This is a genomic window from Syntrophotalea acetylenica, assembly GCF_001888165.1.
Classification (GTDB): Bacteria; Desulfobacterota; Desulfuromonadia; order Desulfuromonadales; family Syntrophotaleaceae; genus Syntrophotalea; species Syntrophotalea acetylenica.
In genome coordinates this window covers 1,033,864-1,055,724 of record NZ_CP015455.1, presented here as the reverse complement: position 1 = coordinate 1,055,724, position 21,861 = coordinate 1,033,864, and the positions used below count along the sequence as shown (strand labels likewise).

The 21,861-nt window shown below is 54.8% G+C and carries 15 protein-coding genes and 1 pseudogene; 2 read left to right on the top strand and 14 right to left on the bottom strand.

Annotated elements, in window-relative coordinates; all coding sequences use genetic code 11:
• The first annotated feature begins 41 nt into the window (after positions 1–41).
• The gene (locus A6070_RS04745) at positions 42–1,226 is read left to right on the top strand and encodes an MFS transporter (protein WP_072287278.1); all 1,185 of its coding nucleotides are present in this window, start codon (positions 42–44) and stop codon (positions 1,224–1,226) included.
• Here the strand turns inward: A6070_RS04745 and A6070_RS04740 are convergent.
• The 14 genes from A6070_RS04740 to A6070_RS04675 form a co-directional block, all read right to left on the bottom strand.
• Positions 1,210–4,464 (bottom strand): AAA family ATPase, encoded by a 3,255-nt coding sequence (locus A6070_RS04740; RefSeq protein ID WP_072287277.1) that lies wholly within the window; start codon positions 4,462–4,464, stop codon positions 1,210–1,212. The genes A6070_RS04745 and A6070_RS04740 overlap by 17 nt on opposite strands.
• A 12-nt stretch (positions 4,465–4,476) precedes the next feature.
• Positions 4,477–5,733: an exonuclease SbcCD subunit D C-terminal domain-containing protein gene (locus A6070_RS04735; RefSeq protein ID WP_072287276.1), complete on the bottom strand. Its 1,257-nt coding sequence runs from the start codon at positions 5,731–5,733 to the stop codon at positions 4,477–4,479.
• Between the two features lie 343 nt (positions 5,734–6,076).
• On the bottom strand, positions 6,077–6,994 hold the full coding sequence (locus tag A6070_RS04730; protein ID WP_072287275.1) for an NADH-quinone oxidoreductase subunit G: 918 nt from the start codon (positions 6,992–6,994) through the stop codon (positions 6,077–6,079).
• A 94-nt stretch (positions 6,995–7,088) separates the two neighbouring features.
• Positions 7,089–8,942 (bottom strand): NADH-quinone oxidoreductase subunit NuoF, encoded by a 1,854-nt coding sequence (gene nuoF / locus A6070_RS04725; protein WP_072287274.1) that lies wholly within the window; start codon positions 8,940–8,942, stop codon positions 7,089–7,091.
• Positions 8,943–8,958: 16 nt separating this feature from the next.
• Complete coding sequence (gene nuoE, locus A6070_RS04720) at positions 8,959–9,450, bottom strand: NADH-quinone oxidoreductase subunit NuoE (RefSeq protein ID WP_072287273.1); 492 nt, start codon at positions 9,448–9,450, stop codon at positions 8,959–8,961.
• A gap of 657 nt (positions 9,451–10,107) precedes the next feature.
• Complete coding sequence (locus tag A6070_RS04715; RefSeq protein ID WP_072287272.1) at positions 10,108–10,410, bottom strand: hypothetical protein; 303 nt, start codon at positions 10,408–10,410, stop codon at positions 10,108–10,110.
• A gap of 21 nt (positions 10,411–10,431) precedes the next feature.
• Complete coding sequence (locus tag A6070_RS04710; protein ID WP_072287271.1) at positions 10,432–11,130, bottom strand: sulfurtransferase TusA family protein; 699 nt, start codon at positions 11,128–11,130, stop codon at positions 10,432–10,434.
• A 690-nt stretch (positions 11,131–11,820) separates the two neighbouring features.
• Positions 11,821–12,873 (bottom strand): acyl-CoA thioesterase, encoded by a 1,053-nt coding sequence (locus A6070_RS04705; protein ID WP_072282372.1) that lies wholly within the window; start codon positions 12,871–12,873, stop codon positions 11,821–11,823.
• A gap of 303 nt (positions 12,874–13,176) precedes the next feature.
• A complete protein-coding gene (locus A6070_RS04700; protein WP_072282371.1) occupies positions 13,177–13,791 on the bottom strand; it encodes a nitroreductase family protein in 615 nt (204 codons plus the stop codon).
• 419 nt (positions 13,792–14,210) lie between these two features.
• The gene (locus tag A6070_RS04695) at positions 14,211–15,398 is read right to left on the bottom strand and encodes a M24 family metallopeptidase (RefSeq protein WP_083552455.1); all 1,188 of its coding nucleotides are present in this window, start codon (positions 15,396–15,398) and stop codon (positions 14,211–14,213) included.
• 50 nt (positions 15,399–15,448) lie between these two features.
• Positions 15,449–15,895 (bottom strand): hypothetical protein, encoded by a 447-nt coding sequence (locus A6070_RS04690; RefSeq protein WP_235605409.1) that lies wholly within the window; start codon positions 15,893–15,895, stop codon positions 15,449–15,451.
• A 56-nt stretch (positions 15,896–15,951) separates the two neighbouring features.
• Positions 15,952–17,127: a SpoIIE family protein phosphatase gene (locus A6070_RS04685; protein ID WP_072282369.1), complete on the bottom strand. Its 1,176-nt coding sequence runs from the start codon at positions 17,125–17,127 to the stop codon at positions 15,952–15,954.
• A gap of 27 nt (positions 17,128–17,154) precedes the next feature.
• On the bottom strand, positions 17,155–18,909 hold the full coding sequence (locus tag A6070_RS04680; protein ID WP_072282368.1) for a [Fe-Fe] hydrogenase large subunit C-terminal domain-containing protein: 1,755 nt from the start codon (positions 18,907–18,909) through the stop codon (positions 17,155–17,157).
• Positions 18,910–18,921: 12 nt separating this feature from the next.
• The gene (locus A6070_RS04675; RefSeq protein ID WP_072282367.1) at positions 18,922–19,167 is read right to left on the bottom strand and encodes a (2Fe-2S) ferredoxin domain-containing protein; all 246 of its coding nucleotides are present in this window, start codon (positions 19,165–19,167) and stop codon (positions 18,922–18,924) included.
• 1,314 nt (positions 19,168–20,481) lie between these two features.
• Here A6070_RS04675 and A6070_RS15105 point away from each other — a divergent pair.
• Positions 20,482–21,551 (top strand): annotated as a pseudogene (locus tag A6070_RS15105) (IS3 family transposase).
• Positions 21,552–21,861 lie beyond the last annotated feature (310 nt).

Sequence of the window (21,861 nt, the reverse complement as noted above, 5' to 3'; positions counted from 1 at the left end):
TTTATTGAGGCGGGGATAGGCAAACAGAAACGGAGGGCAGCATGCGTGACGAGGAGAAACAAGCCTGGATTATTCTGGTACTGGGGATCATGGCCTTTTTAGCCAATGGGGATAACTACGCGGTGGCTCCCCTGATTCTCGATATGTCGAAAGAGCTGAATCTGAGCATTTCCGAGACCGCCTTTTCCGTCACCTCCTACATGATCTGTTTCGGGTTTTTTACCATCTTCGTCGGCCCCCTGGCGGACCGCTACGGCAAAACCCGGATCATCAACATCGCTGCCTTCGGCACCGCCATTTTCAGCATCCTGAGCGCCTTTTCCTACAACCTCACCAGCCTGATCGTGTTGCGCGCCTTCAACGGCGCCTTCGGGTCGGGGATTTTTCCGGTCTGCGTCGCCCATATCGGCGAAAGTTCGACGGACGCCCACCGGCAGCGCTCCATCGGCAAATTCTTCGGCATGATGTTTCTGGGCGGTGCGTCGGCCACGGCCATCGGCGGTCTCATCGCCCACTTCGGCTCCTGGCGAACCGTCTACTTTCTGTACGGCTTTTTTGAACTGGTCATCGCCTTCATCATGCTCAAGAGCATCGAGAAACAGCCGGGCGTTATCGAACATCTGAACTTCCGCAAGATCTACAGAAAGACCGCGCAGAACAAAGAGCTGATCAAGGTGGTTTCAACCATCTTTCTGACTGGCTTCAGCGTCTTTGGCACCTTCACCTACTCGGGGAAATTTGTCCAGGGCAATACCGGCTATGGCATTCTCGGGGTGGGCATGATCCTGTCGCTGTTCGGTATTGCAACCGTCATCGGAGCCCGCAGCGTAACCCCCCTGAGACGGCATTTCAACAACCGCTTCGTACCTTATTCGGCCCTGCTCGGCAGCTTGTGCCTGGCCACCCTGCCCGTTCTGCATTCTCCGATACTCATTGGCCTGGCCCTGTTCGGATTTGGTTTTGCCTTCATATCGGTGCATTCCACCCTGGTCACCACCGCCCAGAACCTCATGCCGTCCATGCGGGGCACGGTCATGTCCCTGGTATCCTTCAATCTCTTCGTCGGCGGCGCCGCCGGCACCTGGGCCAACGGATGGATCATGGACCATGTCGGCATGCCCATGGTGTTTTACGGCGCGGCTTTTCTGATGCTGCTTATTCTGATGATCTCTTCACGTTGGATCGATCTGGGCCTCCGGCCGGTCAAAATCATCCAGAGTATCTGACCGCCCGGCACCCCGGTCCGGCTACACGGCTTCGTCCGCCCGCCCGGGGGATAACCTCGATGCGGGCGCTGATCCGCTCCTTGAGCGCCGCGACATGGGAGATCAGGCCGATCAGCTTGCCATCCTGCTGCAAACCGGTCAGGGTCTCGAGTGCGGTGTCCAGAGCCTCTTCATCCAGCGTGCCGAAGCCTTCGTCCAGAAACAGGGAATCGACCCGGACATTCCGGCTCGCCATCTGCGACAGCCCCAGCGCCAGCGCCAGGCTGACCAGAAAACTCTCGCCACCGGACAGGTTTTTGGTGGAGCGGACTTCGCCTGCCTGATAGTTATCGATCACATTGAGTTCCAGCGGACGGCCCTCATCCCGCACCAGCAGGTAACGGTCGCTCATTTTTTGCAGTTGCCGGTTGGCGTGACCGATCATCATTTCAAAGGTCAGCCCCTGGGCAAAATTGCGGTACTTCCGGCCGTCTGCTGAACCGATCAACTGGTGCAGGTTATCCCATCGGCGGCACTCTGCCTGCTGAGCCTCGATAGCCGCCTGTCTGGCCTTTATGCGCTCTCTGGCGGCACGGTTTTCACTCAGCCTGTGGCTGAGGCCGGCGACGGTGCCCCGCAGCTCCTTCAGCGCATTCTGATACTCTGTGCACTGCCGTTCGAGCTGATCCACGGATTTGTCGGTAAGTTTCCTGGCCATCTCCGCAGCCAGGCGCGTTTCCCGATCTTTTTGTCTGGCCTGCAGCTCAATCTGGCGGTCATCCAGCTGCCTGGCTTTTGCGGACAAGGCATCCCTCTGCCCGGCGGACAGCCGGGCCGCGAGAAACTGTTCTTCATCCAGAAACCCCGCGGCTGCCAGCGCTGATGAAAAAACGGCTTCCGCATGGCGCACCTCCGGGGTTCTCCGGTAGATGCGCCTTTGCAGCGATTCAACATGGGCCTTTGCGGTGCTCCACTGCTGCCGCAGTTCAATGTACCGATCCCGGGCCTGTTTTTCGGCACTTTCCGCAGCTAAAACCGCCTTGTTGAGGCGCAGTTCCTCATCCTCGGGACATTTGTCGCCATACAGGGCTCTGCGCTCGTCACTTCCGGCGGCATACCGGGTTTTCAGGCTTTTGAGACCTTCCCGTTTTTCGGCCAGAGCCGTGGCATGGGTCTCAATGACCGCATCCAGACGCTGCATCTCACTGTCAAGAGCCGCAATCCTTTTCTCGATTTCGGCCTTTTTTCTGACCTGCGTCTGCCATGTTTGCGCTCGAGCCTGCAGATTCCGGATTGCGGATTCGGGATTGCAAAAATCGAAGGCAAAGCCAAGCAGCTGGAGTTTGTCTGCTATCGACTGCCTGCGCTCGGTAAAATCTGCACAAAGTTTTTCCAGGCCGTTCGTGACCTCCACCAGCGCTTTGCTGGCAGACTTCTCTTCATGTGCCGCGGCGGCCTCCTGTTTTTCTGCTTCCACCAGATTTTTGCCGGCCGATGCTTCCGCCTCTTCACATTTTCTGATAGCAGCTTCCTGGTCTTCGGCCCGGCGAATCATCCTGGCAAGCGCTTCGATCCTCTGTTCGGTTTCATCGGCAGCGGGAACATTGCCTTGAGCGAAGGGGTGCTCCGTCGCCCCGCACAGCGGACAGGGCCTGCCGTCTTCCAGTTTGGACCGGTGCTCTTCAAGCTCCGCTATTTTCACCAGAAAGGCCATTTCGCGAAGCAGGGTTTCCTTCTCGGTCCGGTATTCGCGCAACAGCCGCCCTCCCAGCAGCCGGTTCAGCGCATCCCTGGCTTGCTGAAGCCTGTTTGAGGCGTCGTCCAGCTGCCGGCGTCGGGCGGCGCCTTGTTTCTGGCGATCGTCGAGATGCCGCCTCGCCCGTTCCAGAGCCATCGCCGCCTGTTGCTGATCGGCCTGCCGTTGCGCGATTTCTGTCTGCCTGGACAGCAGGGCACCCAACTGTTCTTCAACACCGGCCAGTCCGCTGACCAGCCATTCATCCGGTGCGTGTTCCCGCAGATAAGCGTCAATGCCCTCCAGTGTATGCTGGGCCTCAAAGCGTTTTTGCCGTTCCCTGAGTCTCGCCTGTTTATCCGCATCGCTTTTTGCCGCAGCATTTTGGCAGTTCTCTTCTGCTTCCCGAACAGCTTTTTCCTGATCGGCCAGCTTCTGATCGAGGGAGCGCACCTTCTGGATAAGGGGCTGAGAGGCTCGCAGCGCCTGTTTGACTTCAGCGGTCCGATGCTCGGCCAGCTTCTGCGATTGTTCCTGTCTTTTGGCAGAGTCTTCCAGGGCAGGAAGGTTGCCTTGCTCCCCTGTCAGCGCTTTCTGGTCATCCGCCTGTTGTTTTCGGATGGCGGTGAGGGTGGCGTGTGCACCATCCAGCGACGCGGCGCGCAAAGCCGTGACGAGCTTGTCTCGCTCCGGCCTGAACCCATCGATGACGCTTTGCAGCCTGTTCGCTTCCTCTGCCAGGCTGACGATTTCCTGCTTCATGGCCTCCACCGCGAGCAGCCAGGCCATGGCCCTGCCAGCCTCCTCGGAGCTGGCAACAAGGTCACTTTCTTGTTTCTGTCTGGCTTCCAGTTCCTGCAGAATCTGTTTTTCCTGCTCCGGCTCCAGCAAGGCAATGCCTGCCGTTTCGACCTGGAGGGTATCCAGCTTGACCCGCTCTTCACGCTGGCGCTCATGAACACGGATGGATATACGGCTGTAAATCTCGGTGCCCGTTATCTGCTCCAGGATCGGGGCTCGCTCATCCGGTGCCGCCTGCAGGAATGCGGCGAAACCGCCCTGCGCCAGCAGCATGGATCGAGTGAACCGGTCAAAATCCATGCCGGTGGCCGCCTCGATCTGCTCGGCGACACCTCTGATTCTGGACTCAAAAATCGCGCCGGAATCGGCATCGGCGATTTCATGCTTAGGCGCCTGAAGTTCGCCATCCGGCTTCCTGCGCGCCCGGTGCTGACTCCAGTGACAGCGAAATCGCCCTGCCTCCGTCTCGAAAGTCACTTCGGCAAAGCACTCGCCGGTCTGACGGGACATGATCTCGTTGCCAGCCCTGGTGACCTTGTTGAGGCGGGGCGTCCGCCCGTAAAGGGCAAGGCAGACCGCGTCGAGGATGGTACTCTTTCCCGCGCCGGTGGGCCCGGTGATGGCGAAAATGCCGTCAGAAGCGAAAGCCGGATGCGCCAGGTCTATCTCCCATTCGCCGGCCAGGGAATTCAGATTTTTGAAACGTATCTGCAATATTCTCATCAGCAGCCCCCTCTATTCCGCCCGCACATCGTCTTGATAGAGAGACGCGAGCGTTTCCTGGTAGGCACGAAACAGCTCCGGCCGTTGCTCTTCAGGCACGTCATGCATGGCGAGGCAGCGTTCGAACACATCGTCAAGGTTCAGGTCGTCGAGGGTTTCCTCTTCGTGAATCTGCCCCAGCACCCGATCGACGATGCGGTTGTTTTTGACACGCAGAATTTCCATTCCGGTTCCGCTGATGGCGGCATCCAGACGCTGGCGCAAATCACCGATGACCTCCGTGCCATCGTAGATGATTTCGAGCCACACCGGGGACCCTGCCGCGGCCAGTTCGATAATGCGGCTTGCGATGCCTTCCCAGTCCCCCCTGACACGCTCCAGTTTCTGGAACACCGGAACGGGAAAAAGTTCGATGCCCGGTTGGGAAGTTTTGTCGGCGGGGTTGGCCGTCCTGCTTTTAAAATCGACCAGCACCACATATTTCTGCTGTTGCGCCTCCCCGAATCCCATGGGCAGCGGCGAACCGCTGTAACGCATGGTTTCGAGGCCGCTCACCATCTGTGGAACATGCAGGTGCCCCAGTGCCAGGTAATCAAAACAATCCGGAAAAATGCCGGAATTCACATGCGCCAGGGAGCCCACATAGAGTTCGCGCACGCCATCGCCGTCAACGGTCTGAGCGCCCGCGGCAAACAGATGCCCCGTGGCGACGATGGGCACCTCCGCGTATAATTCGGCGCGCCTGCCTTCGGCCCGTGCCGCGACTTCGGCGTAGTGCCGCCTTATGCCGTCGACCAGACTGCGCTCCTTGTCCTCGATGCTCTCGCCGGCTTGCGCCACGCGAATATCCCGGTCGCGAAGATAAGGCACGGCGCAGACGATCAGTTCAGGCCTGCCCTGCTTGTCGCGAAGCACAAGCACCTCGTCCTGCGGATCTTCGCCAGGGCTTCCCACCACATGCACATCGAGGGCTTTGAGCAGTTCTTTAGGGGCGGAGAGAAACGAAGGCGAATCGTGGTTGCCCGCCACAATCACCACATGGCGACAACAGGACGCCGCCACCCGGCAGAGCAGGCGATAATACAGCTGTTGGGCGCGGTTACTCGGAGCACTGGTATCAAACACGTCACCCGCCACCAGCAGCGCATCGATTCGATGCTGCTGAATCACCCGGACCAGCCAGTCCAGGAATGCTTCGAACTCCTCGTAACGCTTTCTGCCGTACAGGGTGCGCCCGATGTGCCAATCCGATGTATGAAGAAGTTTCACGAGGTTCCTCGACAATCGTCTGTGTAAAGGGGATTCAAAGCCGACCGCGGACAGAACTCGTCAAACGCGGACATCACGACAACCGGTATATTTTGCGGCGACAGGACGTTGGAATACAACAGGTATTTAATATTTGGCCAGGCGATATTGCGCGGATAGAGGCGGGGCAGTCCGAAAAACTGCAAATGAATCAATCAACAGGGTGCACTTCGTTGCGGGTCAGACCAGGTCGCATCGACATCAAGCACAAGATGGAGCGAAGCACCATGTACGCCACTCTGAAGATGCAGCTGACGATGGCGGAGCGTTTCCCCACGAGGAGGAAACGCTCCGTTTTACGCCTTTATTTCAGTTTGGAAACAATCTCTTCAAGACCCAGTGCCTCGGTCCAGGAGACCTCGACAAACTGATCGTCCTTCTTGAGCATCGGCTTGAGCGGCTCATCGTTGTAGCGCAGTTCCAGACCGAGGCGGCCCTTAAGGCACAAGGGGCGTCCCTCGGAGGGGTTTTTGGCTGCAACACCGATGGCTTTGCCGTCCTTGCGCACCAGGTCGAACTGGCAACCGGCGTCGCACCAGGTACAGGTTACCTGCTCTTTTTCCACTTCCCACATACGGGCCTTGCCGGAGAAGGAGCGGTAGGTCAGGGCGCCTACCGGGCACACGGACACGCAGCGCCCGCAGGACACGCAGAGGGATTCAGCGAGTTTGGCGTCCAGCGCCGTCGCGACCTTGGTTTTGAAGCCGCGATAGGCCAGATCGATGACGGCCCGGTCTGTCACGGCTTTGCAGGTCCGGACACACCTGGCGCACAGGATACATTTGTTCATATCCCGGTTGATGTAGGGATTGCTATCGTCGAATTCGTGGTCTTTCCTCTCGCCGCCAAAGTTGGGCTGCTTCACATCGTAACGGAAAGCATAGTCCTGCAGACGGCAATTGCCGGCCTTGTCGCAGGTCAGGCAATCCGCAGGATGATTGGCCAGCATCAGTTCGAGGATGGTCTTCCGGGCTTCGACGACAGCCGGCGACTCGGTCTCGACGACCATGCCGTTGGCGGCCTCGGCGCAACACGAGGCGACCAGAGCGCGGGCGCCCTTGACTTCGACCACGCAAATGCGGCAGCCACCGTAGTTGGGGCTGTTTTCATCGTGACACAAGGTCGGAATAAAGAAGCCGGCTCCCAACGCCGCATCCAGCAACTTGGTACCCTTGGGTACCGTGACCTCAAGGCCATTTATGGTTAAAGAAACAGTAGACAATTGTTATCTCCTTCTATCCACGCAAGATTCGATATTCTCTTCACGTTTGAGAAAATCGGCACGCTACCAGCAATACGTGCCGAATGCCGATCTTTTACGCTTTCACGATAGCGTCGAACTTGCACTTGGCCACGCAGGCACCGCACTTGACGCAGGTCTTCGGATCGATGACGTGGGCCTTTTTCTTCTCGCCGCTGATGGCGCCCACCGGACAGGCCTTGATGCACACACCGCAACCCACACACTTGTCCTCCAGGATGGTGTAGGTCAGCAGCGCCGGGCACACCCCTGCCGGACAACGCTTTTCGTTGATGTGCGCTTCGTACTCGTCGCGGAAATACTTCAGGGTGGTCAGCACCGGGTTCGGTGCCGTCTGACCCAGGGCGCACAGAGCCGAAGTCTTGATGACCCGGGCCAGGCGTTCCAGGTTGTCGATGTCTTCCGGCACGCCGTTGCCTTCGCAAATGCGTTCCAGAATCTCCAGCATGCGCTTGGTGCCTTCCCGGCAGGGGGTGCACTTGCCGCAGGATTCCATCTGGGTGAAATTGAGGAAGTACTTGGCGATGTCCAGCATGCAGCTGGTCTCGTCCATGAACACCAGACCGCCGGAACCCATGATCGCCCCGGCCTGGCCAAGGTTCTCGTAGTCGATGGACAGATCCAGCTTCTCGGTCGGCAGGCAGCCGCCGGAGGGACCGCCGCTTTGCACCGCCTTGAATTTCTTGCCGTCCTTGATGCCGCCGGCAATGTTGTACACCAGATCGCGCAAGGTAATGCCCATGGGCACTTCGCACAACCCGGTGTTGTTGATCTTGCCGGTGATACAGAACACCTTGCTGCCCTTGCTCTTTTCGGTGCCCATGCTGGCAAACCAGTCGCCACCGTTGCGGATGATATTCGGTACGTTGGCGAAGGTTTCCACGTTGTTCAGGCAGGTCGGTTTCTGCCACAGACCCTTGTGGGCCGGGAACGGCGGACGCACCCGCGGCATGCCGCGCTGGCCTTCGATGGAGTTGAGCAGCGCGGTTTCCTCGCCGCACACGAACGCTCCGGCCCCGGCCTTGATGCGCACCTTGAAGTTGAAGCCGCTGCCCATGATGTTTTCACCCATGATGCCCATCTCTTCCGCCACCTTGATGGCCATATTGAGACGGCGGATGGCCAGCGGATACTCGGCACGGCAGTAGATCACGCCTTCATTGGCACCGATGGCGTAAGCGGCGATCATCATCCCTTCCAGCACCGCGTGCGGGTCGCCTTCCAGAACGCTGCGGTCCATGAACGCCCCGGGATCGCCCTCGTCGGCGTTGCAGACGATGAATTTCTTGTCGCCCACGGCGTCATGCACGAACTGCCACTTGGTGCCGGTAGGAAAACCGCCGCCGCCGCGGCCGCGCAGTCCGGATTTCTTGATCTCGTCGATAACCGCCAGGCGCTCCATGCTCAGGGCTTTTTCAATGCCCGCGTAGCCGCCCGTGGCGATGTAGTCCTCGATGCGCTCGGGGTTGGTGCGACCCAGCCGCGAAGTGACCGAACGCACCTGCTGCGCGTAATACCCGGACTTTTCCATGACAGGAATATCCGCGTAGGGCTTGGCGCCGCCCAGGATCTGAATCTGGGCCATGTCGAGCATCGGGGTCTCGTCCACCAGGTGGCTCTTCATGAGCTGCACCACATTGTCCGGAGATACTCCGCCGTATACCACGCTGGCCTTGCCAGGCGACATCATCTCCACCACGGGCTCGGCGAAGCACATGCCGATGCAGCTGGTGAAATCGACATCCACGTCCATGCCGGTCTTTTCCACTTCGGCCTTGATGGCGTTCATGACCTTGCCCGCGCCGGCGGCAATACCGCAGGTACCCATGCCGACCACGATCCGGGCACGGTCCTGTTTCGATTTGTACTGCTCCTCGATTCCGGAGCGCATTTCCTGTAATTTGCTCATCGTACGCCGTCCCCCCTTACTGATACTGTTCCAGAATTTCTTCAAGACCGCCCGGTACCAGACGACCATGGGTATCATCGTTGATCATGATACAAGGCGCCAGGCCGCAGGCCCCGATGCAGGCCACGGACTCCAGTGTGTAGCGCAGATCTTCCGTGGTTCCGCCATTCTCGACGCCGAGAATTTCCTGCAGCCTGTCGAAAATCTTGCCGCCGCCGAGCACGTGGCAGGCGGTGCCCAGACAGACGCGGATGATGTTGCGGCCACGGGGCTTGAGGTGAAACTGGGCGTAAAAGGTCACTACGCCGAAAACCTCGCTGAAGGGAATGTTCAACTCTTTCGAAATCGTTTCGAGGACCTCCGCAGGCAGATACCCGTAGATATCCTGCGCACCCTGCAACACCGGAATCAACGCACCATCGTAATCCCGATAGTGATCCAGCAGCTCCTTCAACTTCAGATCTTGCGGCGAATCAACATGCTCGCCGGTACACTTGCAAACCGCCATGTTCTTCTCCTCTCCTGTTTTTAATTTTCCTTCAACCCAACGGCACGCAGCGTACCGTCAACCTTTCAGGCGATAGGCATTATTTCTCTCAGGACATAACGATGACACAGCAAAGAGCGGGCACCATGGCGCCCAGGCGCACAAACCCGAAAATGGCGACAATCCCTGTTGCCAACCCGGATGAGTCCGCGGTTTTTTAAATTTTTGTAGGAATTTGCGAGATCAGGGAACAAGTAATTACACTTAATTTCAGTGCCGCCAAAAAACGGCGCATGATCATTAACACAATTCATATAAATCGTCAACTACTTTGCGTTTGGCTGAGTGTCCGAAATATTAACAAGGAAGTAACCGCAAGGGTCATGGGATAATAAAGAGGTGGAGGCGTTTAAAATTAGTACGTTCCGGCAAGGCACCAGTATACGGTATGATTATCAAACAACTTCTTCACATATTTTTGTTCACGAAGTTTTAAACGTGCTTAACTGCATATACGGTGGGGATAGTGCAACGGTGAAAAAGGTCCGTTGCCGGATAAAAACCAACTCGCAGGTTATTCCCATCAGTTATACAGGTAGCCGCCGCAGCCTACAATTACGGGAGCGACGCGAAACGGCCGGGATTTACCCCGCGCCATGCCGCGCCGCTCCAGTGGCATCAATGTCGGGATTCCTGATTTTTGCGCAAAGAATAGGACAGCCAGTCGGAACCCGGCACACCCGTGGGAATGAAGGCAACCCGATCCCCCGGCATAATGATTCGATCCGGCGGATAGGCGGTATGATTGATGAACACGCCCTCGATCTTGTCGACCGGCAACCGGACTTCCCTGGCGATGTCAAGGCAATGTCGCCCCTCGGGCGGGATAAAAACCCTGGCCGTCGGTGGAAGACCCGATTGGCGCCGCAAAGTATACAGCACGCCGAACATGCGAATGGTCGTGTTTGGATCCGGGTTCATGATGTGGGACCTCCCTGTTCGTTATGTGAGCACGTCCACTTCCGGGTTTTTTTCGCCGAATTTTTCCATCAGGCGCATCATCACCTCTTGCCGCGCCAGGCCCTTGCCTTCCAGCGTTTTGATGGTCTGATAGGCTCCGAACAAAGGCGAGGGCCCGATCTCGGAGGCGAAGGTGCCGATTCCACCATTCCAGACAAGCAGGGAAAAAAGCTCATCCAGTTCGGCCACGGTAATACCAAGCGAATAGACTTTTATCAGCTCGCGCGTCGCCTGACGGAATCTCCCCGCCCCCACGCCGTTGGCCAGCGACAGCAGCAATTTCGTCTTGAGATCGATGGCCGGGGCCTCCTTGCCCCAGGTCAGGGTCCAGAAATTGACCGCGATATCCGCCAGGGTGTTATCTATTTTTTTAAAATTGAGCAGTGCCGTCGGTTTTAGAGGAACATCGCCCGTTTGAGGAAAAGGCGCTTCCCTGTTTTCCTTCCGGTAAAAATAGGCCCGATATTCCTCCCTGGAAACCTTGTCGGTAACGTGCTCGAAACCCAGGGATGCCATCGCGGAATACAAAGGAACCGGATCGAAAGTCTGCACCACGCATATCCCGTCGCCCACTTCGACCTGCCCGGCCCTTTTAAGAAATCCCGGCAAAAAGTTTCCGGTCAACTTCCTCACGTCCACAATCTCAAATTGCTCTTTTCTCTGTTCCCAGTCCTTTTGCATATGCGCTCCTTTTGTATCAGGCCCGAATCAAAACGCTGTTCAGGATCATCCGTTCCTTTCTGCCCAAGGACGATCCGCCATGTGGTTCCATCTTATCGAATCCGATGCTCATGGAAATTGACTGAACTCAATTTTTGTCAGGAAAGATAAAAAACAGGTGGGAAGGATCCGGGAACCGCCTCTTGCGGCAGTACGAAAAAGTGACCCGGAATTAATCGTGGGAAGGAAAATCCCCGGCAAAACGAAGACAGTATCCGGGCCGGACAACTACTCCACAACGCGGGTTTGTTGTACCGGCTTGTGACCGCATGACAAAAAAACGGCGCAACCTGAAACTTCAACGTTTCGAAACGACAAAGGGTTAGCCAAGAAACGGCTAACCCTTTGTTTTTTCTAGTGGTGCCCGGGACGGGGGTCGAACCCGTACAGCCATACGGCCGAGGGATTTTAAGTCCTACCCGCGCCTTTTCACTCCCCACAAACCACAATAAAAGACAACAATCCAAAAAACATTTCAACAAGTAATTTCAACACCTTGTCTCGCTTATAGTTAGGTGACGTTTTTGTGGTGTTTTGTCGTTAATAGTCATTTAACGCCAAAGTTTGTTCCAACATGGCACAGATTCGGCACAAAACCATACCCTCTTCTTTCGAACCAAAGCCAAGACAATAGACCAAAATTCCTGCCAATCAGCTCAGATCGTTTGCCCCCTCCGCGATTAGGGTCTGGCTGCTGCGATGGGCCATAAGGTAGCGGGCATCTTCGCCGTAGTTGGTGGGATAGACCTGGGGTACCGGTTGTTGCTGCAGGTCATCATCGACATTGACAAAGGTGAACAGACAGGAGTTTGACAGAGCCTTGGTGGTCTTGTCTCGACTGATGCGCTCGATGTTCGCTTCGACACAGATAAAGCTGCCTTTGGTATAGACCACACGGGTGGTGTAGTGCAGGGTGTCGCCCATGCGTACCGGGTGAAAAAAGTTGATGCGGTTGACCGCCGCGGCAATAGGGCGATTGGGGGCTATCTGCTCGGAGCAGATGGACGACAGTTCGTAGGCGCGACGGATCAGGTATCCACCGAAAATCTTTTTCGGCACGTTTTCCTGTTCCGGGTACATGCGTTCCCAGGCGTCGGCGGTCAATTTTCCCGCTAGCAGACCTTTGAAACCAGGGTCATCCTGGGCCGCATGCAGGTCGGTGAGCATCTGGAATTCCTCACGACTGGGCGGCTCGTTCAGACGCGCCTGCTGCTGCTTGTATTCCTTGCGCCGTTGTAGAGCCTTGTCGGCCCGCTGTTGCTCGATATCCTCACCATAGTCCAGGCCGGGCAGGGCAACGCTCACCGCTCCTTCGCCCATTCCCGAACGAGCGACCATGGTGAAGTAACAGGAAGCAATATGACGCACCGGGACGCCGGGTTGCTCGACACGAATGCCGATTTCCAGGGAGGAGCGGCCGACGTGGTTGATACGCGCCTTGAAGTGCACGTCCCGTGACATGTCGGTGACATGACGGATAATGATATTGTCGATAGCCGCCGTGACTACTCGAGCATCCGGGAAAAATTGGTTGACGTAGTTGAGTGCGGCCTCTTCCGCCACCTTGTCGAGAACCTCCAGCAGCAGGCCGAAGCGCATGTTGGCCTGAATCGGTACATCCAAAACCATGAAGCGCCGCTTCAAAGCCTCATCGCTGGTAAGGGAAAGAACCTTGGTGAAAGATGTTTGCAATGGACTGAGCATTATATTTTCTCCTGAAAAAGCAAGGAAGATTTGTTACCGGCAGCGCCGTACAAATCTTCCCGGAAATAGATGATGTTGAGCGGTGAGCTGGTTTCTTTCCTGATTCGGGCTAGATAATCCTCTCTTCTCTGGCCACCACCTCTTCCATGTGGTTGTTTATCTCTAAATTACCGAAAATCCTCTATAGTGGGTTTTCCCTTGGGCGATATTTTCAGCACTTTCATTTCCGGCTTGGTCAAGTCATGGGTGGGGCACATGCAAATTGAATCTGACCATTAGTATTTCACGTAGTTTAACTACACGTTATTCCAACCACTTCACCATCATGTCAAAATTGATTTTTTTTGGTTCCTTGACATCCTTGGCCGCATACCCCAAGGGGACTACCGCCATGAACTCTCCTTCCTGCTCCCCCATAAGACGTAGCACCTCATCTTTTATTAGAAACAAAATCCCAAGCCATACCGTCGCCAAACCAAGGGAGGCGGCCGCAACCAGCAGATTTTGGATCGCCGCCGCCGAACTTTGTATCTCCATTGTTTTGAAAAAATCCAGCGCCTGATCCTTTTCGACCTGGAACAGTTCGGTGCCATGTCCAATCAATTTTCCGGTATTGGCCACGACAATAACCACTGGTGCTGAATTGATGCTTCTGGCTGCCATGCGCAACAAAACTGCTGCCGCTCTTGGAAACTCTCCAGCTTTGGCGCCTACCAGGCCGACAAGTTCGTTTTTGCGCTTACCGCGAATAACGATAAATTTCCAGGACTGCTGATTGTGAGCCGAAGGCGCCTGATTGGCTGCACGCAAAATGGTCATCAGATGCTCGTCGGGAACAAGTTTATCCGTAAAAGAACGAATACTGCGACGCTGCTCAATATTCACCAATGTACTGTTCTGACCATGTGAAATACACATTAGATACTGTCTCCGGAAAAGGTATCATTATCTATTTTGATATTAATAAGGTGGGCGCATGCCTTCTCAGCCTGAGATTGAATTATCTCATCAAGCTCCAACCATATTTAAAATATTTGTAAAATAATGTTGTAATGGTTGCGCACGCCTCTAGTATAGCCCTAGCAGATTTATCTATTTAATCATTGATACTAGCATCGCTATCATCAATCTATTCTAAAGTTTCTAAATTTAATTGCCCTATCAGAAGAAGAAAGAAAGCTTAAAGTGAGGCTTTTCGTATTCTTAAAATAATTGTCCCCCTTACTTCTGAACAAAAAGGAAGGCCTTCTTTGTTTGCCAACAATCGTTTCCACCTAACGTTAAAGCCTTCGGCCTTATGGTTCCTCGCAAGCGTCACGTAAAGCTTGGCTAGAGGGTCAATATACTTTCAGCAATCCGGGATGTGTGCCTGTGATACAGCGCCCCCCTTCAGCAGTAACAATGAAAGTATTTTCGACACCGACCATACCTATCCCTTCGATGCCCTTTTTAGGTTCCAGAGCAAGCACCATCCCTTCCTGCAACGGCTCATCGAATCCCTTGGCGATGACCGGAGTCTCGTCTATTTGCAGACCGATGCCGTGGCCGAGAAAACGGGCCGGGCGGGCGCCATATCCCATGAAATTCTGAAGGAACTCGTCGCTCAGGCTGTCCATGACCTGCTTATAGATCGCCGAGGGGATGGCCCCGGGTCGAAGCTGTTCGGTGATCCGGTTCTGAATCGCCACACATTCGCGGTGAGCGGCAATCGCCTCGTCGGCAATCGGCCCGCCAAACATGTAGGTTTGGGTCTTGTCGGTATGATAACCGTCCACACCGCAGCAAATATCGACAAAAACCAAATCGCCTTTGCCCAGTTTGTGGGTGCGACTGCCAAGCAGCGGCACCGCCGGGTGTAGACCGTAACTGCCACCCGGGCCGTCGAAGTAGTTGGGATAGATCGAACTTTCGCCAAAACAAATATTGCCCAGGGCCATTTCGGTCTGGAACATACCGAACCGAGCCACACCGTGATGGCCCTCTTCGACCATCACCGGATAGAGCGCTGCTGCAAACTCCGCTTCACTCATGCCCTCCCTGAGCATGGCCGGCACCCGCTCCTCAAGAATGCGGCGATGTATCTCCCCGGAACGCTCCATAAGGTTCAGCTCGTAGTCGCTTTTGACCGCCCGTACGGCTGCCATGGCCCCATCAATGGACCGGATATCGCTAACGGGAATGTATTTCTGGAAGCGGCGCAGCATAGCCAGAGGCACCAGCTCGCACTCAAGGTGCAGGCGGGCGGGCATATTTCCGACTGTCGCAGCGACATCACGAAAGCTGTTCATGGGCTCGATGCGGGGAAACAGCGATTCATCCCTGGCCCGTTCGATACTCTTGCGTACCCAGTAGATTGCCTCGTCGCCGCGCGGAATCCATAACAGGCCGTCCTGCATGGTGCCGGTGAAATAATACTGATTAACCTTGCCGAAAATGACCGCTGCCTGCCAGTCGGGCTCGGTGCTATCCATCTGGCTTCGGAAACAGTTCAGCCGCTGCTGCAATTCGCTTAACGGAACCTGCATGATTTCTCCACTTATTATGAATGATTGCACCAGAGTCTGGTGTAACATGTTCAGATCAATTCTTGTGGCACCTGGACCTCGCAAGGAACCTTGATCTGGCACAGACCGCAGGGTGTAGCGCCGGTGCCGTAGGTTTTTGTGGCGTAAGGCGCGGTTGTCTCCAGGATGTAGCTGCAACAATCCTGCTTGTCGTGTCCCCCTCTTGTCGTGATGGCGTCGGCCGGGCAGCGATTGGCGCAGGCGCCGCAGGTCCCCTTGGCATACCAGAGGCACCAGGCGTGATGATCATCCCCGTAGACTCGCTCGGTAACCGGCAGATCGATGCGCGATACCACTGAGCCCAAGCGCACCGCTTGCCACCAGCGGGTGATCAGTGCATCGGAGAGGCTGAAGGGACCGTGCCAAGCAACGAAGGTAGCGTGTTGTTCCGACCTGTTAGTTACCAGACCAAAGTACTCCGACTGCTGGTAGCCGACATCAGGTAAACGCTCGGGCAACGCCTCAGATCGAGTATGATTGTAGACTCAACCAAGCAAATTCCTTGCAGAGCCCCTCAAATATACTGTAGTGATATTTCTTTGAGATATTTCTCCTGCAACACCTTGGCCACGCGCTTGACGATGTTACGCCGGATCTCCAGTTCCGCCGGGTGACTCGGATCCTGATGCGCTTCATTGATCTTGGTTCCGACCAGAAACGAAATGGCATCGCTGTCGCGCAACATCTGGGCCAGCCGGGCGGCGCCGTGGCCTTCTTGAGGGATGTCCCCCTGCTCCAAAAATTGCGCTACCCGGGTCAAGGTCAAAATCCCCTCCGTAATCAAATCAACCCCCTCCATGTGCGATACTGGCGGGATGCCGCAGCCATGGCTACCCAGATCCGTATGAATCTCCCGACCCAATTCGCGAGCCACAATATCGGCCGAAGTGCCTCCGCAAATCACCTTGCGCCCGGCAAATGAATCAAGGTAATTGGCATAAACGACATCGCGCTCCTGGGAAAACGGCGGGCCGGTAAGCAAAATTGTCCGCCGCGGCACCCGGAAATAGACCACCCCCACCGTGATGTCGTCCCCGGCCTGCTGGCCGGGTTCTTTCTGCAGGGCCGCTTCGAGGATCTCTTGCGAGAGGTCGCGAGCGGAAATGGCCGGATCGTCGCGCAGCATATCGAGTACAAAATCGGCGCAGCCGGACAGTCGCCAGCCGAGCTTGTACTGCTGTGAACCGAGGCCGGCCTGGGTAATGCCATCCGATATGAAAACCAGACGGTCCTGGGAACGAGGTTCAATGTGGGAAATACGCAGCTTGCGTTTCTGGTGCCGGGGTGAACAGACTTCTTTGTAGTCCGTACTCAATACTTCATCTTCGCGGATGTGCAAAAATGGCGGGTTGTCCATCTCAATGATCCGTGCGCTGCCACTTTCCCGGTAATCAAAAATGGAGAAGGTCGCATAGCTGATCTTGCGCCTCTGGCAAACCGGCAGGGCATCCATCATGATTTCCGCCGAGCGGCCGATTTCCAGGTCGCTGGCGATGAATTTCAGGGCCATGGAGGAGGTCATGGTCGACAGGATTCCGGCCTTGACCCCGTGTCCCAATCCGTCGGAGAGCACGGCGATCCTGCGGTTCTGGTCTTCGACCTTCTGCATCAGAAAAGAGTCGCCGCAGACATCCTCGCCGTGGTAGTTGCATTGACTGAATTCAATCTCGACAAACAGGTCCTGTGCCATCTTCAGTAGCCCCCTTCACTTTACTCCTTATTTTTCTTCGACTGACGGAACCAATTTGTGTGCGGTGGCATCTTCCGGAGCGAACCCTTCCACCAACGAACGTAACAGGATTTCCGTTTCCGCCATGTTTTCGCCTAACAGGCAAGCAACCTCCTGTACGGTCTTGAGGTTCTTGTGAATGACCTCCTGTGCTCGCTGGGCTATCAGTTCCCGTGGAAGTTCCGAATCGGTGACGTCGGTGATGACCCCGCCGACTACCAGACCCGGATCGATCGGAAAGATGGTCAGGTCGAAAATACGATTGTCCACATGCAGCGATTCGCGGCGCAGAGACTCTCCGCTTTTCAGCACCTCTTCGAACAGTTCGCCAAAAGGCAGTATTCTCCGCAGCGAAGCACCGGCTAGCCCCGGACAGACTTCATAAACTTCAAGCAACGACTCATCGAACAAGGTTGCAAAGCTACAGTTGCAATCGAGAATTTTCAGCTCATTGTCGGCCAGCACGATGGCGGAGGGGATGCAGTGCAACAAAGCATTGGCCTTTTTCTGCGCCTGTTCCCGCAAAAAGGATAGACACATTGATGATTCGGCATGGCCCGACAGAATAGCTTTGGCGAATTCCCCGCAGGTTTCATAACCACAGCCGCCGCAATTCAGTTCGTCGTCGCGACTTTCTTTGCCGACGCGACGTAGAGCCTGACGGATTTCCTGTTCACCATAGCTCCGAGCCGGCAGTGGCAGATCACAAATATTCTCATCGATATTGGATAAGGGCTGGCGAAGAACAGGCTCGGCCGGGATATTGGCCCGAGAGATCACTTCCTGCCATTGCTTCAGTCCGGCCTGTCCTGGAGTGGCACAGGGACCGTTGATGCAACCGCCGCGACAAGCCAGCAATTCGAGGAAGGTCGGCAGAGTCACATTCTCCGGCCGCAAATCACCCAGTACGTGCTCGATGCCGCGAAGGCCACCCACAGTGCCGTAATGGACCCGATCGCTACCACCCTGCATGCGCAAGGTGTCAATCATACCGCCTTCAATCGGGTACAAAGCGCCTTCTTGAGCACTTTCAGGCACAAAACGATCCTCCTCCCCTATCACCAGGGCAGCCGGGTTGATACGGGTTTCGCCCAACCAAGCCCTAAGGTCAGTAAAGGTGATGACCGCATCCATCAATTCCGGATGACGGTCCCCTTCGTTTTTCTTGGCCCCGCAGGGTCCGATGAAAACGACCGCGACATCAGAACCGTAATGCTGTTGGAGCATGGTACAGTGGGCCAGCAGGGGGGAAAAAACAGAAGCGATCGAATGGGCAAATTCCGGCAGATATTTTTGAACGTAGGTAACCGCCGCCGGGCAGGCGGAGGACAGAATCAATTTTTGCCGGCCCTCATTAAGCTCCCTGACCACCTTGGCAGAAACTTCCTGGGCTCCCAAAGCGGTTTCGCTGACCCCGGCAAACCCCAGTCGCCGAAGGGCGGCAATTATGTTCGCCGTGGGTATACCTGGAAACTCGCTGACATAAGAAGGAGCGAGGGAGGCAAAAACCTTCTTCGATTGCTGCAGTAGCTGCTTGACATCCGTCAGGTCATCACGCACCCGCTTGGCTCCAGCAGGACACACCCGAACACAAGTTCCGCAGGCCACACATTTCTCAGGCACGATTCTGGCTTGGCCGTCAGCTACCTTGATTGCTTTGACCGGGCAATGCCGAACGCATTTCGAACAATCCTGGCACTCATTTTCCGCCGTAAAAATCGGTGAACATTGGTAATACCCCATGACACACTCCCGTCAATACAAGCCCAGTTGCTGGTCGAGCAACTGCTCGATGGTCTCGGCTTTGACTCCACCGAACAATCGGCCGTTAATCTCGATGTTCGGCCCTTCAAAACAGCGTCCTTCACAACGGCTGCCGCGCAGGTCGATGGCGCAGTTGACCTGACGATAGTTCAGGTAGCGTTCGATGCGCTCCAGGTTCTCCTGATTGCCGCGGCTATAGCAGGAACTGCCCATGCAAATCTTGATACGATGTTCCATATTTAACCTCTATACCAAGCAAAAAGGTAACAACTCAGCCCCATTGCTGCTTACAAACTCGCTTGCCGGATGACTCGCTGACCATGACGCCAACCACAGGCTTTGCCCCCTGAAACGACTTAAGCCCGGAAACCGCTAGTGCGGTTCCGGGCTTAAGCCAGGCTGTCACCTGCAAAACAGCCACCTGCGTCACAGGCTCTCGGCCCGGCCCGAAGCCCCGTGACGGCTAACAAAAAAATGTAATTATCAGAACGTCACAATCACCGCAAAAATCAAACAGCTATACCGCGCTTCATTTATTAACGAGCCCCATTTGCCTGAAGGCTTCGTTCATGGCGGCGTTCCAGATGTTTACGTCAAATTTTTCTGACAGCGGCACAAGAAAGTGACTAGCGTTATTATTAATTATGTAAGACACGAGATCAGAGAACGACATTTGCAGTACCTGTGAATTTGAAGGCCAAGTCCTTGCTAAAAACTCTCTGGAAAGTCCAATGTTTGGATGCAAAATATCTCCAAGTAGGAGAGGAAAGGGAGGAGTAACCCCCCCACTTGGAATTACATAGGTAGGATAAAACTAGACTAGCTTTTACGTGTGTGGGGGTTACTCAACTATTTGAGCAGTTGTAAATGCCATATCTAGGGAAAACAAAAAAGTTTCTATCTACACCGCAACTTCTTGACCAACAAACTATTCAATACATGATTCAATATTCCTACAAAAAACAAACTCAACAATTTACTGTTAGAGCATTTTGCCTTCGCTATGAACAACCATGTAACTTGAAAGCTCATGACTCGACCTGCACACCTCTAGAAAAAGTTAAAACAAACTTTCTAAAGCCTTAACCGCTAGTCAAAAAAGATCCAAGTGGGGAGAGAGGAGGTCCCCCCACTTGGGATTCCAAGGAGGTAAAGACTAGCTTTTCATGTGCGGAGGCTACTCAACTACTTGATAATTCTAAAAGCTATATCTAGGTCGAACAAAACGGTTCTTGCTGCACTGCAACTACTTGGTTTACAAACTATTCAATACAGAACCAAATACCTTCGCAAACAACAAACTTAAAACAAATTTGGTTGGTTGACCAACACACTATCAGGCCCTGCTTTCCCGAGTCAACCTATTTTTTCAATCGGCATGCAAAAATGTCCCTTTTTGACCTTATTTGTTAATTGCCATCCAAAACCTCCCCACCTTCGAGGGCAATCATCGACCCAAATTGATCCACCTCAGCACTTGTTACCTTCTCCCAGCAAATCGGTCCATTTTTGTGTTAAGTCCCAAGACCGGATTTGACAAGGAGGAAGAACATGGCGAAGAAACGTTACCGTCCCAAAGAGATCATTTCCAAACTGCGTGAAGAAGACATTTTGATCGGTCAAGGTCAGACCGTGGCTCAAGCAATCAAAGCAATCGGAGTGAGTGAAGTGCCTTATTACCGCTGGCGCAAAGAGTATGGCGGGATGAGCACTTTGATACTGCAGGAAGCAGCCAAGGGAAACTTCTAAGTCCTGAGCGTCGCCGGGCCTGCGTGAATGCCGTTCAGGAAAGATTACGTATCTCGGAGCGGCGGGCATGTCGCGTCTTAGGCCAACAACCGATCCGTACAGAGACGACCACCCCAGCCACGAGAAGACGAAGGCTCGCTGACAGCAGCCATTATTGAATTGGCCAGTCAATATGGCAGCTATGGCTATCGGCGTATTACCGCCCTCATTCAACATGGCGGATAGACGGTCAACCACAAGCGGGTAGAACGGATCTGGCGACGGGAGGGACTAAAGGTCCCACAGAAACAACCAAAACGAGGCCGACTCTGGCTCAATGACGGGTCCTGTATTCGCAAGCGACCCGAATATCGAAATCATGTCTGGGCCTATGACTTTGTCCAGGATCGAACGCACGATGGCAAAGTCTTCCGGATGCTGACCGTGATTGACGAATACAGCCGGGAGTACCTGGCCATGCGGGTTGATCAAAACTTAACTCGAACGATGTGGTGGAGACAGTGTCTGACCTGTTTCTGCATCAAGGGACGCCTGGCTACATCCGGCCTGATAATGGCGCAGAATTTACGGCAAAGCTGGTCAGGGGCTGGTTGGAGCGTCTCGGGGCCAAGACGTTATTCATTGAGCCAGGCAGCCCTTGGGAGAACGGTTACAATGAATCCTTCAACGGTAAACTGAGGGATGAGTTGCTCAATGGGGAGATTTTCTATACCCTCAAGGAGGACAAGATTCTGATTGAACAGTGGCGATGACATTACAACACAATCCGTCCACACAGTTCGCTCGGCTACCGTCCACCAGTACCCGAAACAATAATGCCGCTGCCTATTCAAGCAGCGGCATTGGAAACCGACAGGGTTGCGCTACACTAACATTCGAAGTAGACCTATCAGGTGGGGCAGGTCACTCCATAACTTGGAGGACCCGTTTAAAAAGGGAAATGCCTTCGATTTTTAGGAATGCCCTATCGGTTCCCATACGACGGTTCTATCCGCCAACGAGGATAATGCCGGTTATTAATGACGAATTCCCTTTTATCGCAGCATCCTCCCAAACATGAAACCCTACGGGACGTTAGAAATCTATGCGTTGTTTACTGTCGAAAAGATTGGCAAAAAAAGAAAATGGAACTTTTCCATAAACAGGTCAGGAATCATGCGGGACCTGACACGTAAGCACTAA